We start from the raw sequence: 15,685 nt of genomic DNA on the forward strand, positions 1-15,685 counted from the left end.
CCAACCATTGTATGCGAAAGGCGCGAGGCCTTTCGCGCAGCGGTTCAGCGCAGTTGCAGATCCTCGGTGCCGAAGGTCACGCCGATGGGCTCGATGACGACCTGCTTGGGGCCTTCCTCGACCTGGCCGGCCACCCAGGCGTCCACGCCCTGGGCCTTGGAAATCTCCACCACGCGCTGCGCATCGGCGGCGTCGACGAACAGCGCGAAGCCGGCGCCCATGTTCAGCGTGGAGTAGGCCTCGCGGTCGTCCTGCTGGGCATGCTGCTGGATGAACTTCAGCACCGGGGTGACCGGGGGCACGGTGTGGATGCGGTAGGTCTGGGCGCTGGCGTGGCGCAGCAGCTTGCGCCAGCCGTGGCCGGTGATGTTGGCGCTGTAGTTCACCGCGATGCCGGCGGCAGCCAGGGCCTCGGTGACCGGGCTGTAGAGGATGGTCGGGGCCAGCAGGGCCTCGCCGTAGCTCAGGCCGGGGCTCACCTCGGTCAGGTAGCCCTGGGGCAGGCGCTCCACCAGCTTGCGGGCCAGGCTCAGGCCGTTGGCGTGGATGCCGCTGGAGGCCAGCAGCACGATGGCATTGCCCGGGGCCAGGTTGTCGCCCACGCTCAGGCGGCTCTTGGGGTTGATGATGCCGGTGCAGGAGGCGGCCAGGTCGATGCGGCCGGCTTCGACGATGCCAGCCAGCGCCGGGGTTTCGCCGCCACCCCAGGCCACCTTGCAGGTGTCGCAGGCCTTCTTCCAGCCTTCCACCAGGGCCTGGGCGCGCTGGGCGTCGCCGAACCAGTCGCTGCCGCCGGCGGCCCAGTAGGCCTGCACCACCAGGGGCGTCGCGCCCACGGTGATCAGGTCGTTGACCGCCATCGCGATGGTGTCCTGGGCGATGCTGTCGTAGTAGCTCTTGCCGGTCAGGGCCTTCATCTCGTCGGCCACCAGGGCCTTGGAGCCCAGGCACTCGACGATGCTGGCCAGGTAGAACGGGCCCACGTCCACCACATAGGCGGATTCGCCGCGCGAGGCCTTCACCTCGGAGAAGCCATGGCCGGCCAGGTGGCCGGCCGTGGCGGCAGCCGCGCGCTGGGCCGCCACCTTGAGCGGGTCGATCAGGTCGTAGTTGACGCCAGCCTGTTCGTAGCTCAGGGTGGACGGGTTGGAAGAGGCGGAGGAACTCATGGGGCGGGATTATCCGACACCGCCCGGTCTGCAGGCCATGTGCGTGTCGGCGGGTTCCTTAGAATGGCTGGATGAGTTACGTCGTCCTGGCCCGCAAGTACCGGCCCCGCAGCTTCGAGGAAATGGTGGGGCAGGACCATGTCGTGCGTGCGCTCACCCATGCGCTCGAGCAGGGGCGTCTGCACCATGCCTACCTGTTCACCGGCACGCGCGGCATCGGCAAGACGACCGTCTCGCGCATCCTGGCCAAGAGCCTGAACTGCACCGGCCCGGACGGGCAGGGCGGCATCACGGCCCGGCCCTGCGGCGTGTGTTCTGCCTGCCGGGAGATCGATGCCGACCGCTACATCGACTACGTGGAGCTGGACGCGGCCTCCAACCGCAGCATCGACGAGATCCGCGAGCTGATCGAGCGGGCGGCCTACAAGCCCACGGTCGGCCGCTTCAAGGTCTTCATGATCGACGAGGCGCACCAGCTCACCAAGGACGCCTTCAACGCCCTGCTCAAGACGCTGGAGGAGCCGCCCGAGTACCTGAAGTTCGTGCTGGCCACGACCGACCCCGAGAAGATGCTGCCCACGGTGCTGAGCCGCTGCTTGCAGTTCAACCTGCGGCCGATGGCGCCGCAGACCGTGGGCGAGCACCTCACGCGGGTGCTCGAGGCCGAGCAGGTGCCGGTGGAGCCCGGCGCCTTGCGCCTGCTCTCGCGGGCGGCCCGTGGCTCCATGCGCGACGCGCTGTCGCTCACCGATCAGGCCATCGCCTATGGTGGCGGCCAGTTGCAGGAGGCCAGCGTGCGTGCCATGCTGGGCACGGTGGACCGGCGCCACGCCGAGCGTCTGGTGCAGGCCCTGGCGGCCCGCGATGGGCGCTCGGTGCTGGCCGAGGTGGACGGCCTGCGCGACCGTGGCCTGTCCGCCGCCGGTACGCTGGAGGAATTGGCGCGGCTGCTGCAGCAGATGGCGGTGGAACAGGCCGTGCCGGGGGCACTGGACGAGACTGACCCGGACACCGAGGCCGGGCGGCGCCTGGCCGCGGCCCTGGCCTCTGACGAAACCCAGCTGCTCTACAGCATGGCGGTGCACGGCCGGGCCGAGCTGCCCTTGGCGCCGGATGAATACGCCGGTCTGGCCATGGTGCTGCTGCGCTTCCTGGCCTTTCCCTCGACCGAGGGTGGCACCGCACGCAGCGCGGCACCGGCGAGCCGGTCCAGCGCCCCTCTGGTGGCGCCGGCTGCGGCGGCCTCCGTGGCCGTGCCCGTGGCCGCGCCACGCGCGGCACAGCCACTGACACCCACGCCACCTTCTGCTGTCCCTGCCAAGGCTCCTGCGGCTCCGACCTCTCCTGGGGCCTCTGCGCCGGTGCAAGCTGCCGCGCGTCCTGCCGCCGAGGCGGCGACCGCCGCACCCGCGGCTGTGGCTGCCCCCGCGCCGGCAGCGCGGACACCCGTGGTGGCCGCGCCTCAGCCCGTCCCTCAGGCGGCTTCCGTGCCTGCGCGCGCCGCGGCAGTGCGCCCGGTGGCCGCCGACGAGCCTCCGCCCTGGATGGACGAGGCGCCGTTCGAAGGCGAGGTGGTGGCCCGGCCCACGGCCCGCAGCCCCCGCAGCGCGGACCCGGAACCCGAGCCTGCACCAGACGACGTCCCGGACGATCCGCAAGACGCTGCTCCCTGGCCTGAGGAGGTGGCCGCCGCACCGGCGCCCGCCATGCCGGCGCGCCGGGCGCTGCCCGAGGTGGCACGCACGCCGCTGGGAGATCGCTGGGCCGAGGCCGTGGCCGGCATGCAGGCCACTGGCAGCCTGGTGGCCCTGGTGCGTGAGCTGGCCCTGCAGTCCGAGCTGGTGGCCATCGCGCCGGGTGCCGACGGGCAGGGCGAGCAGTGGCAGTTGCGTGTGGAGCGCGAGCCGTTGCGTGCGCCGCCCCTGGTGGACAAGCTGCAGAAGGCTCTGCAGGCCTGGGCTGCACAGCCCATCCGTCTGCAGACCGTGGCCGGGGTGGCCCAGGACTCACCGGCCCTGCGCGAGACCGAGCGCCTGGCCCGCCGCCAGCGCGAGGCCGAAGAAGTGATCCAATCCGATCCCCTGGTGCAGTCGCTGCTGGCCCAGTTCAGCACGGCGCGCATCGTTCCCGGCTCGATCAGGCCGGTCTGATCTGAATACGTTCGAAAGGAAACTCCCCATGATGAAGGGTCAACTCGCCGGCCTGATGAAGCAGGCCCAGGCCATGCAAGACAACCTCAAGAAGGCCCAGGAAGAGCTGGCGCTGATCGAGGTGGAAGGTCAGTCCGGTGCCGGGCTGGTCAAGGTCCTGATGACCTGCAAGAACGACGTCAAGCGCGTGACCATCGACCCCAGCCTGCTGGCCGATGACAAGGACATGCTGGAGGATCTGGTGGCCGCTGCCTTCAACGACGCGGTGCGCCGTGCCGAGCAGACCAGCCAGGAGAAGATGAGCAAGCTGACCGCCGGTATGCCGCTGCCTCCGGGCATGAAGATGCCGTTCTGACCCGGCCCCTGTGTCCCAGACCGCCCTCGAGACCCTGATCGACGCCCTGCACCGGCTGCCGGGCGTTGGCGTGAAGTCGGCGCAGCGCATGGCGTTCCATTTGCTGCAGCATGACCGGCAGGTCGCGGCCGAATTGGCCCGGGCGCTCGACGGCGCGTTGGCCGCGGTGCGCCATTGCGCCCGCTGCTACACCTTCACCGAAGGCGAGATATGCCCGGTGTGCAGCGACGACGCGCGGGATGCGCGGCTGCTGTGCGTGGTGGAGACGCCGGCCGACCAGGCGGCGCTGGAGCGCACCGGCAGCTACAACGGCCTGTACTACGTGCTGATGGGGCGCATGAGCCCGCTGGACGGCGTGGCCTTGTCTGACCTGGGCAGCCAAGGCCTGGTGCAGCGCGCGCTGGACGGCGTGGTGGAGGAGGTGATCCTGGCCACCAGTTTCACGGCCGAGGGCGAGGCCACGGCCCATGTGTTGGCCCAGGGCCTCAAGAGCCGAGGCCTGAAAGTCACCCGGCTGGCCCGGGGCGTGCCGGCCGGCAGTGAGCTGGAGTACGTGGACCTGTCCACGATCGCCCACGCCTTGAACGACCGCCGCTGAGCGCGGTCGGTGTCGGATGGGGCCGCCGGTGGCCGCCCCGTGCCTTCCGTCGATCAGCGCTGGGCGACGCGCACGCCCGACTTGGCCGAAGGCTTGTTGCTGGCCGCGTTGGCCGTCTTGCTCGAGCGCGGCTCCACGGTGCGGCTGGTCTTGCGCGACGACGCCTTGCTGTCCTTCTTGGTCGGGGTGGCGTCGGCCACCACCTTGGTGGCGCGTGCGGCGGTGCGGGAACTGCCCTTGCGTGAGGAACTGGCCGAGGCCTTGCTGCGGCTGGCCTCTTCGCGGTCGTCGTCGGCACGGGCCACGGCCACGGCAGCCGCCTTGGTCGGCAGGTAGACCATGTAGCTGCTGCCCGACTTGAAGCGACCCGAAGCCGAGGTCTTGTTCCACTGGGCCACCTGGCTGGCACTGAGCTTGTAGCGGCGGGCCACATCGGCCACGGAATCACCCTTGCGTCCCGCCTTGAGGGCCACCTTGCGCAGCGGCGGCACGTCCGGGGCCAGGGCGATCATGCCGCCATCGGCCACCTCGGCCGAGACATCGGCGGTGCGGGTGGCAGAGCGGGGCACGAGCAGCGTGGAGCCCGTCTTGACCAGCATCTTGGCGGGGATCCGGTTGACGCGGCGCAGGTCATCCTCGTCCATGCCCACCAGCTTGGCCGCATCGGCCGGACGCAGGGTGCGCGGGGCCACCCAGGCGGTCCAGCTCGCCAGCTGGCCCTGGTATTGCTGGATGCGCGAGACGAACTTGGCGGCGGCGTCATAGGGCAGCAGGACCTGATCCGTGCCGGCCGCCAGCATCACCGGCTTGTTGACCTGGGGGTTGAGCTGGCGGAACTCCTCCATCGACACGCCGGCCAGCTTGGCGGCCAGGTCCACGTCGATGTCGCGGTCCAGCGGCACGCTCAGGAAGTAGGGGTGGTTCTGCAGCGGAGGCAGGGCCACGGCAAACTGCTCGGGATGGGCCACGATGTTCTTGATGGCCTGCAGCTTGGGCACGTAGTTGCGCGTCTCCACGGGCATGCGCAGGCTGTCGTAGTCGGTGGGCAGGCCGGCCGCCTCGTTGCGCTTGATGGCCTTCTGCACACTGCCCTCGCCCCAGTTGTAGGCGGCCAGGGCGAGTTGCCAGTCGTTGAACATGCCGTAGAGCTTCTGCAGGTAGTCCAGCGCGGCACGGGTGGACGCCAGCACATCGCGCCGGTCATCGCGGAACACGTTCTGCTTGAGCGCGAAGGTCTTGCCCGTGGCTGGCACGAACTGCCACATGCCGGAGGCCTGGGCGGTGGAGACGGCGTGCGGGTTGAAGGCGCTTTCGACGAAAGGCAGCAACGCCAGCTCGGTGGGCATGTGGCGCTTCTGGATCTCCGAGACCACGTGGTAGAGGTAGCGGCTGCCGCGGTCCACCATGCGCTGGATGTACTCCGGCTTGCTCGCGTAGAACTGCTCTTGCTTGTGGACCAGGTCGTTGTCCAGGTCGGGCATGCCAAAGCCGGCGCGGATGCGCAACCAGAGGTCTTCCTGAGCGGTGGCGGACTGGGTGTCAACGGGTTGGTCGGCATCCAGCGGGTCCACCGGCACCGGGGCCGATGCCGGCCGGGCGCTGGCCAGTGCCGCCAGCGGGGCGCCCTTGCGGTCCGGCGCGGGGGCCGGGCTGAGGTCAGCCAGCGGTGGCGGCATCCCGGCGCTGCTGTTCACGCCGGCCGATGGGGTGTTGCTCTCGAGGTTCGAGGTCGTTGTCGCGCATCCGGATAGAAGGGCGGCCAGCACGGCCACGAAACTGAGGGCTTGTCTCATCGGTAGGTGTTCTTCCAGCCGCGCAAGGCGGCAAAGACGGAAATCTCGTCGTGGACGGAAGGATCCTGCGAGCGGACGCTCGCAACGACCCCGGGCTGCGTGCAGCGGAGGAAAGGGTTGATCGCCCGTTCCACCGACAGCGAGCCGGGCAGGGTGGGAAGACCCTGCTCGCGCAGCGATTGACAGTGTCTGGCGAAGCGCTGAAGTTCCCCATTGTCCGGCTCGACCTGCAAGGCAAACTTGAGGTTGCTCAGCGTGTACTCGTGAGCACAGCAAACCCGGGTGGCCCCGGGCAGCGCGGCGATGCGGGTGAGGGAATCCAGCATCTGGGCAGGCGTGCCTTCGAAGAGGCGGCCACATCCCGCAGAGAAGAGGGTGTCGCCACAGAAGAGCAGGGGCGCCTCGGCAGGCGTGCCCGGCAGGAAGTAGGCCACGTGGCCTGCGGTGTGGCCCGGAACATCCAGGACCTCGAAACCCAGGCTGTTCCACACCAGCGACTGCCCGCCCGAGCAGGGCGTGACGGCCACGGGCATGGCTTCGCCCGCGGGCCCCCACGCCGGGCCCTGCAGCTGGGGCAGCAAGGCTTGCAGACCACCCACATGATCGGCATGGTGGTGGGTCACTAGAATGCCAGTCAGCGTCAAGTCGCGGGCCGCCAGGGCCTGGCGTACCGGCGTGGCATCACCCGGATCCACCACGAGGGCTTCGCGGCCGTCGTGCAGCATCCAGATGTAGTTGTCGGCAAAGGCGGGAAGTGCGACGAGATCCATGACGACAGGTGAAGCCCCGATTATAGGGTTGGCCCCTTGGCTGGAGACGCCGCCCGGGCAGTACCTGCTGGCATGGGAGCAGGCCCAACTGGACGAGGCGGTGGCCGACCTGTTCGGTTTTCATGCCTTGCAGATGGGGTTGCCCCAGTTGCAGGGCTTGCGGGCCAACCGCATGCCCAACCGCTGGCTGGCCTGCGGTGCCTTTGGTGCCGAGGACGTCGAGGCCGGCGTCGCGCACGCGCTGTGCTGTGAGCCGGAGTACCTGCCCTTTGCCGATCAGAGTCTGGATCTGGTCGTGCTGCCGCACACGCTGGAGCGTGCCGAAGACCCGCACCGCAGTCTGGCCGAGGTGGAGCGGGTGCTGCGACCCGAGGGCCGGGTGGTGATCGCTGGGCTCAATCCGGTGAGTTTGTGGGGCTTGCGCCAGCGCGGTGGCCGGCTGGCCCGCTGGGCGGGGATGTGGCGCCACCAGCCCTGCTATCTGCCGGCCGCTGAGGAATGGATCGGGTACTGGCGCCTGCGGGACTGGCTGCGCCTGCTGAACTTTGAACTGGAGGTGGGGCGCATGGGCTGTTATCGTCCGCCCCTTTCGACGCAACGCTGGTTGGACCGCTGTGCGTGGATGGAGCGGCTGGGTGCCCACTGGTGGCCCGTGCTGGGGGCCGCCTATTTCATCGTGGCGGTCAAGCGGGTGCGCGGCATGCGCCTGGTGGGGCTGAGCCGCAGTCCACGCGCCGCGGGGGCCGTGGCCGCACCGGCCTCGGTCATCGGGCGCTGGCCGCCATCCCGCAGCCGGGAGGCACCGTCCGGCAGCCCGTCGACGCGAACACACACGGAAGACACATGAGCGAGGTCACGATCTACACCGATGGCGCCTGCAAGGGCAACCCGGGCCCGGGCGGCTGGGGCGCCTGGATGCGCTGGGGCGAGCATGAGAAGGAGCTCTGGGGCGGCGAGCCCCAGACCACCAACAACCGCATGGAGCTGACAGCGGTCATCCAGGCGCTCTCGCTGCTCAAGCGGCGCTGCACGGTGGCCATTTACACCGACAGCGAGTATGTGCGCAACGGCATCACGAGCTGGATCCACGGCTGGAAGCGGCGCGGCTGGCGCACGGCCGACAACAAGCCCGTGAAGAACGTGGAGCTGTGGCAGCAGTTGGACAGCCTGGCGGTGCAGCACGACGTGGCGTGGCACTGGGTCAAGGGCCATGCCGGCGACCCGGGCAACGAGCGGGCGGATGCCCTGGCCAACCGGGGGGTCGAGTCCGTGGGCCGGCGCTGAGGCGCCTGGCGGCTCACCCGCCGATGTAGTGCATCTCGACCCGGGGCGCGGCCAAGGTTGGGGCCTGCTGCGTGCCCCGGAGTTCGGAGTAGCGGTCGTCACGGGAGCGCCAGATCTGGCGGATGCGGCGCGCCAGGTCTTCGTCGCGCGCGCCACCGCGGATCAGATCCCGCAGATCGTGTCCCTGGCTACCGAACAGGCAGGTGAACAGCCGGCCTTCGGTGGACAGGCGCATGCGGTTGCAGTCACCGCAGAAGGCGTGGGTCACGCTGGAGATGAAGCCCACCTCGCCGCGCCCGTCGGCATAGCGCCAGCGCTGGGCGGTTTCGCCGGCGGGCCCGTCCTGCAGGGGCTGTAGCGGCCAATGGGCCTGGATGCGCGCCCGTGCCTCGCTTGAAGGCACGACCTCGTCCATGCGCCAGCCGTTGGTGGCACCCACGTCCATGAACTCGATGAAGCGAAGGCGCACCTGGTCACCGTAGCGATCACGCATGTAGCGGGCCATCGGCACGATCTCGTGGTCGTTGGTGCCACGCTTGACCACCATGTTGAGCTTGACGGGCGCCAAGCCCGCGGCCAGCGCGGCGTCAACGCCGGCCAGCACCTCGGCCACCGGGAACCCGACGTCGTTCATGCGTTGGAAGATGGCATCGTCCAAGGCGTCCAGGCTGACCGTGACGCGCCGCAGGCCGCCTGCCCGAAGGGCCTGGGCCTTGCGGGCGAGGATGGAGCCGTTGGTGGTCAACGCAATGTCCACCGGTGCCCCCTCCGGGGTGCGCAGGGCCGACAACTGCGCGATGAGTTGCTCGACTTGGCGGCGCAGCAGGGGCTCGCCACCGGTCAAGCGCAGCTTGCGAACGCCCAGGCGGACGAAGACGGCTGCGGTCCGTGTGATTTCCTCGAAGCTCAGCAGCGAGGCATGGGGCAGGAAGTGGTGCTGGTCATCAAACACCTCTTTGGGCATGCAGTAGCTGCAGCGGAAGTTGCAGCGATCCGTGACCGAGATGCGCAGGTCGCGCAACGGGCGACCTCGCGTGTCCAGCAAAGGCGTGTCGAACAAATCCGCCGATGATTCGGCCGTGCCGGGTGCCTGCTCGGGAAAGGGAGGCTGTGCGGCGGTCGGCAGTGAGGACGCATCGCGCAGCAAGATGACCTTGCGTTTCATGACGCATCTATTGTCAGGCAGGGGGCGCGCCGAGGCGCCGTGGAGCCCCTTCAGGGCGCCGGGTTGTTGTTCAACTCGTTGCCGTTGACCTGCGGCACGCGGCGGGCGCCGGTGAAGCGCTTGACCCAGTAGGACTCCCGCATATCCTCGATGCGCACCTCGCTGCCAGTGCGGGGCGCATGGATGAATTTGCCGTCACCGATGTAGATGCCGACATGGGAGAAAGTGGCGCGCAGGGTGTTGAAGAACACCAAGTCACCCGGGCGCAGGTCCGAGGCGTTGATCTTCAGCAGGCCGGGTGCCTTGGCCTGTTCCTCGGCACGTCGGGGCAGCACCAATCCGATGCTGTTCTCGAATACGTGCCGGGTGAAGCCCGAGCAGTCGAAACCCTCAGTCGCGTCGTTGCCGCCGCGACGGTAGCGCACGCCGATGAAGTTCATCGCGGAGACGACCAAATCGGACGCCGTGCTTCGCACCTGACCCAACAGGGACTTGTCGGTACTGTCCGTGCCCGGCAGGGCCGCGGTGGAGGGGGTGCTGTTGACGGGCAGCAGACCGCGCTGTTCAAGCAGGCGCATCACCGGGTCACCTGCACCGCCCGCATCCGGGGCGGCGTGAGAGGCCACGCCAGCCAGAGCCAGCGCAGACAGGAAGGTGGATCGATGAACCCAGCGACGAGCCTGATGCAGTGCCTTTCGGTGAAGGGATACGGCCAGCGCAGTCGGGTGTTTCTTCATTCGGTGATGCACCTTTTGAGGATAGGCCACAAGCCAGAGGGGTGTCAAGCCTCGAAAAGCTCGAAAAACCAATCCGGACAGGCACTTGTGCCGGATCAAAGCAACAAGCTGAAAACAAAGGCCGCGCATGCGGCGCGGCCTTTGCGATGGGGGAATGGGCTGATCAGAGCACGTCGGAGGCGAAATCCGCCAGGCGTGAGCGCTCTCCACGTGCCAAGGTGACATGCCCGGAATGAGGCCAGCCCTTGAAACGGTCCACCACATAGGTCAGGCCGGAACTGCCTTCGGTCAGGTAGGGCGTGTCGATCTGGGCCAGATTGCCCAGGCAGACGATCTTGGTGCCCGGGCCGGCGCGGGTGATCAGGGTCTTCATCTGCTTGGGGGTGAGGTTCTGGGCCTCGTCAATCAGCACGAACTTGTTCATGAAGGTGCGGCCCCGCATGAAGTTCAGGCTCTTGATCTTGATCTTGCTGCGCACCAGGTCGTTGGTGGCGGCACGGCCCCACTCGCCAGCACTGGTGTCGCTGCGGGCCAGCACCTCCAGGTTGTCATCCAGGGCCCCCATCCAGGGGCTCATCTTCTCTTCCTCGTTGCCGGGCAGGAAACCGATGTCCTCGCCCACGGGCACGGTCACGCGGGTGACGATGACCTCGCTGTAGCGACGGTCCTCCATCACCTGGGACAGGGCGGCCGCCAGGGTCATCAACGTCTTGCCGGTGCCGGCGGTGCCGGTCAAGGTGATGAAGTCCACCTCGGGGTCCATCAGCAGGTTCAGGGCGAAGTTCTGCTCGCGGTTGCGGGCCGTAACCCCCCAGACGGCGTTCTTGGCGCTGGCGTAATCGCGCAGGGTCTTGAGCACGGCGGTCTTGCCGGTGATCTCGGTCACGCGGGCGTACAGCGGCGCTTCGCCAGGCGCTTCCAGGTAGACGAACTGGTTGACCATCAGCGCCGGCACCAGCGGGCCGGTGATGCGGTAGTAGGTGTAGCCCGCCTGGCTCCAGCTTTCCATGGTCTTGCCATGGCGCTCCCAGAAATCGGCGGGCAGTTGCAGCACGCCGGTGTACAGCAGGTCGCCGTCTTCCAGTGTCTTGTCGTTGAAGTAGTCCTCGGCGGCCAGACCCAAGGCGCGGGCCTTGACCCGCATGTTGATGTCCTTGGACACCAGCACGACTTCACGCTTGGGATGTTGTTCGCGCAACGACTGGACCACGCCCAGGATCTGGTTGTCGGCCTTGCCCTGGGGCAGGCCGGCAGGCAGCGAGACGTCGAGGAAGGTGGTCTGGAAGAACAGCTTGCCGCCGGCCTCCTTGTGGCCGGTCTTGGCCAGCGGCACGCCTTCCTGGCTGTCCGGTCCGCCTTCGGATGCCAGCGCATCGAGCTCGCGGCTGACCTGGCGCACGTTGCGCGCCACCTCGCTCATGCCTTTCTTGTGCCCGTCGAGTTCCTCGAGGGTGATCATGGGCAGGTAGATGTCGTGCTCGTCAAAGCGGAAGATCGACATCGGGTCGTGCATCAGCACATTGGTGTCGAGCACGAAGAGCTTGGCCGGCCCGCTGCCGCGGGGCTTGCGCACCTTGGGTTGCGGTGCGGGGGCGGCGGGCGCCGCTTTGGCGCGGCTCGGGGCCTTGACCGGCAAGCCGCCGCTGCCGCGGGCAGCAGGCAGGTCAGCCGATTCGGTGCGCAGTTCCAGCGCGGGATGCGGCTCTTCCGCCTGGGCAGGAGCTGCCTTGGCGGCGGCCCGGCGGGTCTTGGGTGCAGCCTGGGTGTCGTAGGCGGTGGTTGGCAGGATCGCGGCGCGGGTGGCGGGGGGCTTGGGCAGGGGCATGGACGTCGGAACCTGGGCTGAAGCGGGTGGATTCAGAAACAAAAAAGCCGCACAGACGACTGTGCGGCTTTTGGGCGGATGCGCGACGGAGATTGCTCGGGCATGAGCCCATTATGCACAACTCGCGCAGTGTGTCAGGCCCGGTGAATCAGGCGGCCACCTTCAGTTCCTGAACGGCCTTCAGGACTTCATCGACATGGCCTGCGACTTTGATGCCGCGCCACTCGGCGCGCAGCACGCCGCCCGCGTCGATCAGGAAGGTGGAGCGTTCGATGCCCTTGACCTTCTTGCCGTACATGATCTTGTTCTTGACCACGCCGAACATGTGGCAGAGCTTCTCTTCGGTGTCGGCGATCAATTGGAAGGGCAGGCCCAGGTTCTGTTTGAACTTGTCATGCGAGGCCATGTTGTCGCGGGACACGCCGAAGACGACTGCACCGGCCTTCACGAACTCCTCGTGATGATCCCGGAACTGCATCGCCTCGGTCGTGCAACCGGGCGTGTTGTCCTTCGGGTAGAAGTACAGCACCACAGTTTGACCATGAAACGATTGGGGTGTGAACTTCACACCACCCGTCGCTTGCGCTTCAATGTCCGGAAGGGGTTTGTTGAGGGCTGGCGTCATGAGAATGGGGTTCGGCTGGGGCCTGGAAAAGGCTCAGCTGGGCATTATAAGTTGAACCGGCCCGCTTCCCGGGCAACACCCCCAGAACGGGCAATTGTTCCGAAGATCTGTCGGCGTGACGGGCAAAAGCGATCCTGACTCGCCGGTCAGATCAGCAGGGCGGCCACCACCTTGCGGCCTTCGCTGACCAGCACGTTGTAGGTGCGGCAGGCTGCAGCGGTGTCCATGGTCTCGATGCCGATCCGGTGCTCGATCAGGGCGCGATAGAGGGCCGGCGAGACGAAGGTGTGCTTGGCTCCGCTGCCAAAGATGACCAGCTCCGGGGCCAGTTCCACCAGCGGCGCAAAGTGGCTGACGGTCAGATCACCCGGCTGCGAGGCATTCCAGGCCTGCACGGCGCCCTGCCATGGCACCAGCACGCTGTGTTCGTAAGAGGCCTGTCGCACCCACACCCGGCCCGGCTCGATCCGAGCAATGGCATTGAGGCCGTCCAGCGAGTCGGGTTGGAATTTCACGAATGCTCCTGCGCGATAAAGGCCAACAGCCTATGTTTTAATTATAGGTTTCCCCGACCTGTGGGCATGTCGGCTCAGGGCCATTGCAGGAGATTGCGGTTTGAAACCGATTGCGAAGTCCAGCAAGCTTGAAAACGTGGGTTATGACATCCGGGGGCCAGTGCTGGACAAGGCCCGCCAGATGGAGGATGAAGGTCAGAAGATCATCAAGCTGAACATCGGCAATGTCGCCGCGTTCGGCCTGATGCCGCCTGACGAGATCATCCAGGACATGATCCGCAACCTGCCCGAGGCCGCCGGCTACACCGACAGCAAGGGCCTGTTCGCGCCGCGCAAGGCGGTGGTGCACTATTGCCAGGAAAAGGGCATCAAGGGCGTCATGGTGGACGACGTCTACCTGGGCAACGGCGCCTCCGAGCTGATCGCCTTCAGCATGAATGCCTTGCTGGATGCGGGCGACGAAGTGCTCATTCCCTCGCCCGACTACCCGCTCTACACCGCCGTGGTGTCGCTGTCCGGGGGCACGCCGGTGCACTACCGCTGCGATGAGGGCAGTGGCTGGCTGCCCGATCTGGACGATATGCGGGCCAAGATCACGCCCCACACCAAGGCGCTGGTCATCATCAACCCGAACAACCCGACCGGGGCCCTCTACCCGGACGAGGTGTTGCGCGGGATCGTCGAACTCGCACGCGAGCATGGGCTGATCGTCTTTGCCGACGAGATCTACGACAAGACGCTGTACGACGGTGTCACGCACACCAGCATCGCCTCGCTGGCCGAGGACGTGCTGTTCCTGACCTTCAACGGCCTGTCCAAGAACTACCGCTCCTGCGGCTACCGTTCGGGCTGGATGGTGGTGTCGGGCGACAAGAAGCGCGCCAAGGACTACATCGAAGGTCTGAACATGCTGGCCTCGATGCGGCTGTGCGCCAACACGCCGGGGCAGTTGGCCATCCAGACCGCCCTGGGCGGCTACCAGAGCATCAAGGACCTGGTGGCCCCGGGCGGCCGCCTGGCCCGACAGCGCGACCTGGCCCACGACCTGCTGACCCAGATCCCGGGCGTCAGCGTGGTCAAGCCCAAGGCGGCGCTGTACATGTTCCCGCGGCTGGACCCGAAGATGTACCCCATTGCCGATGACCAGCAGTTCGCTTACGACCTGCTGGCCCAGGAGAAGGTGCTGATCGTGCAGGGGACCGGTTTCAACTGGCCCGACCACGACCACTTCCGGGTCGTCTTTCTGCCCAACACCGATGACCTGACCGAGGCCATCGGCCGGATCGCCCGCTTCCTGGACGGCTATCGCAAGCGCCACAGCAGCTGAGCCACCGTCCGCGGACAATCGCCTTTCCCCAGCCTTCACAAGACTGAGCATCCCCATGAAACCCATCCAGGTCGGCCTTCTCGGCATCGGCACCGTCGGTTCCGGCACCTTCCACGTGCTGCAGCGCAACCAGCAGGAAATTCGGCGTCGCGCCGGCCGGGGCATCGAGGTCACCATGGTGGCCGATCTCGATGTCGAGCGTGCCCGCTCGATCGTGGGCGATGGCGTGCGCGTTGTGGGCGACGCCCGCGAGGTGATCGCCAACCCGGACATCGACATCGTCGTCGAGCTGATCGGCGGCTATGGTGTGGCCAAGACCTTGGTGCTGGAGGCCATCGCAGCCGGCAAGCATGTCGTGACCGCCAACAAGGCCCTGCTGGCCGTGCATGGCAGCGAGATCTTCGCCGCCGCGCACGCCAAGGGTGTCACGGTGGCCTTCGAGGCCGCGGTGGCCGGTGGCATTCCCATCATCAAGGCGCTGCGCGAGGGCCTGACCGCCAACCGCATCGAGTGGATCGCCGGCATCATCAACGGCACCACCAATTTCATCCTCTCCGAGATGCGCGAGAAGGGCCTGGACTTCAGCGTCGTGCTGAAGGAAGCCCAGCGCCTGGGCTATGCCGAGGCCGATCCGACCTTCGACATCGAAGGCGTCGATGCCGCCCACAAGGCCACGCTGATGAGCGCGCTGGCCTTCGGCATCCCGGTCCAGTTCGACAAGGCCCACATCGAGGGCATCACCAAGCTGCAGGCGCTGGACATCCGCTACGCCGAGCAACTGGGCTACCGCATCAAGCTGCTGGGCATCACTAAGCGGCGCGAGGAGGGCATCGAGCTGCGGGTGCACCCGACGCTGATCCCGGCCAAGCGCCTGATCGCCAACGTCGAAGGCGCGATGAACGCGGTGGTGGTGCAGGGCGATGCCGTGGGCACCACGTTGTACTACGGCAAGGGCGCGGGTTCCGAGCCCACCGCTTCGGCTGTGATCGCCGACCTGGTGGACATCACCCGCCTGGCCACGGCCGACCCGGACCATCGCGTGCCCTCGCTGGCCTTCCAGCCCGACGCGCTGGCCGACACCCCCATCCTGCCGATCAGCCAGGTGCAGACCTCGTTCTACCTGCGCTTGCAGGTGGCCGACGAGGCCGGCGTGCTGGCCGAGATCACCGGCATCCTGGCCGACAACGGCATCTCGATCGACGCGGTGCTGCAGCGCGAATCCGCCGAGGGCGAGAAACAGACCGACCTGATCATCCTGACCCATGAGACCCAGGAAGGCCGTCTGCGTGCCGCCGAGGCCAAGATGCAGGCCCTGCCCACGGTGCTGGCGCCCATCGTCAGCCTGCGCAAGGAAGAGCTGGCCTGAGGGCCG

15 protein-coding genes are annotated in these 15,685 nt (G+C 67.5%); 7 read left to right on the forward strand and 8 right to left on the reverse strand.

Annotated features, from left to right (window positions below; all coding sequences use genetic code 11):
• Window positions 1–44: 44 nt before the first annotated feature.
• Window positions 45–1,169: an AIR synthase-related protein gene (locus tag M0L44_RS14300; protein ID WP_252770457.1), complete on the reverse strand. Its 1,125-nt coding sequence runs from the start codon at window positions 1,167–1,169 to the stop codon at window positions 45–47.
• A gap of 71 nt (window positions 1,170–1,240) precedes the next feature.
• Here M0L44_RS14300 and dnaX point away from each other — a divergent pair, with 71 nt between their 5' ends.
• Genes dnaX through recR form a run of 3 tightly spaced genes read left to right on the forward strand, consistent with a single transcriptional unit; the run spans window position 1,241 to window position 4,272 of the window.
• Window positions 1,241–3,319 (forward strand): DNA polymerase III subunit gamma/tau, encoded by a 2,079-nt coding sequence (dnaX, locus tag M0L44_RS14305; RefSeq protein WP_252770458.1) that lies wholly within the window; start codon window positions 1,241–1,243, stop codon window positions 3,317–3,319.
• A 28-nt stretch (window positions 3,320–3,347) separates the two neighbouring features.
• The gene (locus tag M0L44_RS14310) at window positions 3,348–3,674 is read left to right on the forward strand and encodes a YbaB/EbfC family nucleoid-associated protein (protein WP_252770460.1); all 327 of its coding nucleotides are present in this window, start codon (window positions 3,348–3,350) and stop codon (window positions 3,672–3,674) included.
• A 10-nt stretch (window positions 3,675–3,684) separates the two neighbouring features.
• Window positions 3,685–4,272, forward strand: a complete 588-nt coding sequence (gene recR, locus M0L44_RS14315; RefSeq protein WP_252770462.1) for a recombination mediator RecR — start codon at window positions 3,685–3,687, stop codon at window positions 4,270–4,272.
• A gap of 53 nt (window positions 4,273–4,325) precedes the next feature.
• Here recR and M0L44_RS14320 read toward each other — a convergent pair whose 3' ends face one another.
• Both M0L44_RS14320 and gloB read right to left on the reverse strand, forming a co-directional pair.
• A complete protein-coding gene (locus tag M0L44_RS14320; protein WP_252770463.1) occupies window positions 4,326–6,065 on the reverse strand; it encodes a transglycosylase SLT domain-containing protein in 1,740 nt (579 codons plus the stop codon).
• On the reverse strand, window positions 6,062–6,835 hold the full coding sequence (gene gloB / locus M0L44_RS14325) for a hydroxyacylglutathione hydrolase (protein WP_252770465.1): 774 nt from the start codon (window positions 6,833–6,835) through the stop codon (window positions 6,062–6,064). The genes M0L44_RS14320 and gloB overlap by 4 nt, the downstream gene beginning before the upstream one ends.
• Window positions 6,836–6,863: 28 nt before the next feature.
• Between gloB and M0L44_RS14330 the strand changes: the two genes are divergently transcribed.
• Window positions 6,864–7,682 carry a class I SAM-dependent methyltransferase gene (locus M0L44_RS14330; RefSeq protein WP_252770466.1) on the forward strand — a complete coding sequence of 273 codons (819 nt, stop codon included), beginning with the start codon at window positions 6,864–6,866 and terminating at the stop codon, window positions 7,680–7,682.
• Window positions 7,679–8,119 (forward strand): ribonuclease HI, encoded by a 441-nt coding sequence (rnhA, locus tag M0L44_RS14335; RefSeq protein WP_252770467.1) that lies wholly within the window; start codon window positions 7,679–7,681, stop codon window positions 8,117–8,119. The genes M0L44_RS14330 and rnhA overlap by 4 nt, the downstream gene beginning before the upstream one ends.
• A 13-nt stretch (window positions 8,120–8,132) precedes the next feature.
• On the opposite strand, the gene moaA is transcribed toward rnhA, so the two are convergent.
• The 5 genes from moaA to M0L44_RS14360 all read right to left on the reverse strand — a co-directional run bounded on the left by moaA (window position 8,133) and on the right by M0L44_RS14360 (window position 12,986).
• A complete protein-coding gene (gene moaA / locus M0L44_RS14340) occupies window positions 8,133–9,284 on the reverse strand; it encodes a GTP 3',8-cyclase MoaA (protein ID WP_252770469.1) in 1,152 nt (383 codons plus the stop codon).
• Between the two features lie 50 nt (window positions 9,285–9,334).
• Window positions 9,335–10,150, reverse strand: a complete 816-nt coding sequence (locus tag M0L44_RS22275) for a C40 family peptidase (protein WP_435526423.1) — start codon at window positions 10,148–10,150, stop codon at window positions 9,335–9,337.
• 34 nt (window positions 10,151–10,184) lie between these two features.
• Window positions 10,185–11,846 carry a PhoH family protein gene (locus tag M0L44_RS14350; RefSeq protein WP_252770470.1) on the reverse strand — a complete coding sequence of 554 codons (1,662 nt, stop codon included), beginning with the start codon at window positions 11,844–11,846 and terminating at the stop codon, window positions 10,185–10,187.
• Between the two features lie 148 nt (window positions 11,847–11,994).
• Complete coding sequence (locus M0L44_RS14355; protein ID WP_252770471.1) at window positions 11,995–12,471, reverse strand: peroxiredoxin; 477 nt, start codon at window positions 12,469–12,471, stop codon at window positions 11,995–11,997.
• A gap of 146 nt (window positions 12,472–12,617) precedes the next feature.
• Window positions 12,618–12,986: an Mth938-like domain-containing protein gene (locus tag M0L44_RS14360; protein ID WP_252770472.1), complete on the reverse strand. Its 369-nt coding sequence runs from the start codon at window positions 12,984–12,986 to the stop codon at window positions 12,618–12,620.
• Between the two features lie 100 nt (window positions 12,987–13,086).
• On the opposite strand from M0L44_RS14360, the gene M0L44_RS14365 reads away from it, so the two are divergent.
• The gene (locus tag M0L44_RS14365) at window positions 13,087–14,313 is read left to right on the forward strand and encodes a pyridoxal phosphate-dependent aminotransferase (protein ID WP_252770474.1); all 1,227 of its coding nucleotides are present in this window, start codon (window positions 13,087–13,089) and stop codon (window positions 14,311–14,313) included.
• A 55-nt stretch (window positions 14,314–14,368) separates the two neighbouring features.
• Window positions 14,369–15,679, forward strand: coding sequence for a homoserine dehydrogenase (locus M0L44_RS14370; RefSeq protein ID WP_252770475.1), 1,311 nt, complete (start codon window positions 14,369–14,371; stop codon window positions 15,677–15,679).
• The last annotated feature ends 6 nt before the right edge of the window (window positions 15,680–15,685 follow it).

Source organism: Ideonella oryzae (assembly GCF_024055665.1).
Taxonomy (GTDB): Bacteria; Pseudomonadota; Gammaproteobacteria; order Burkholderiales; family Burkholderiaceae_C; genus Ideonella; species Ideonella oryzae.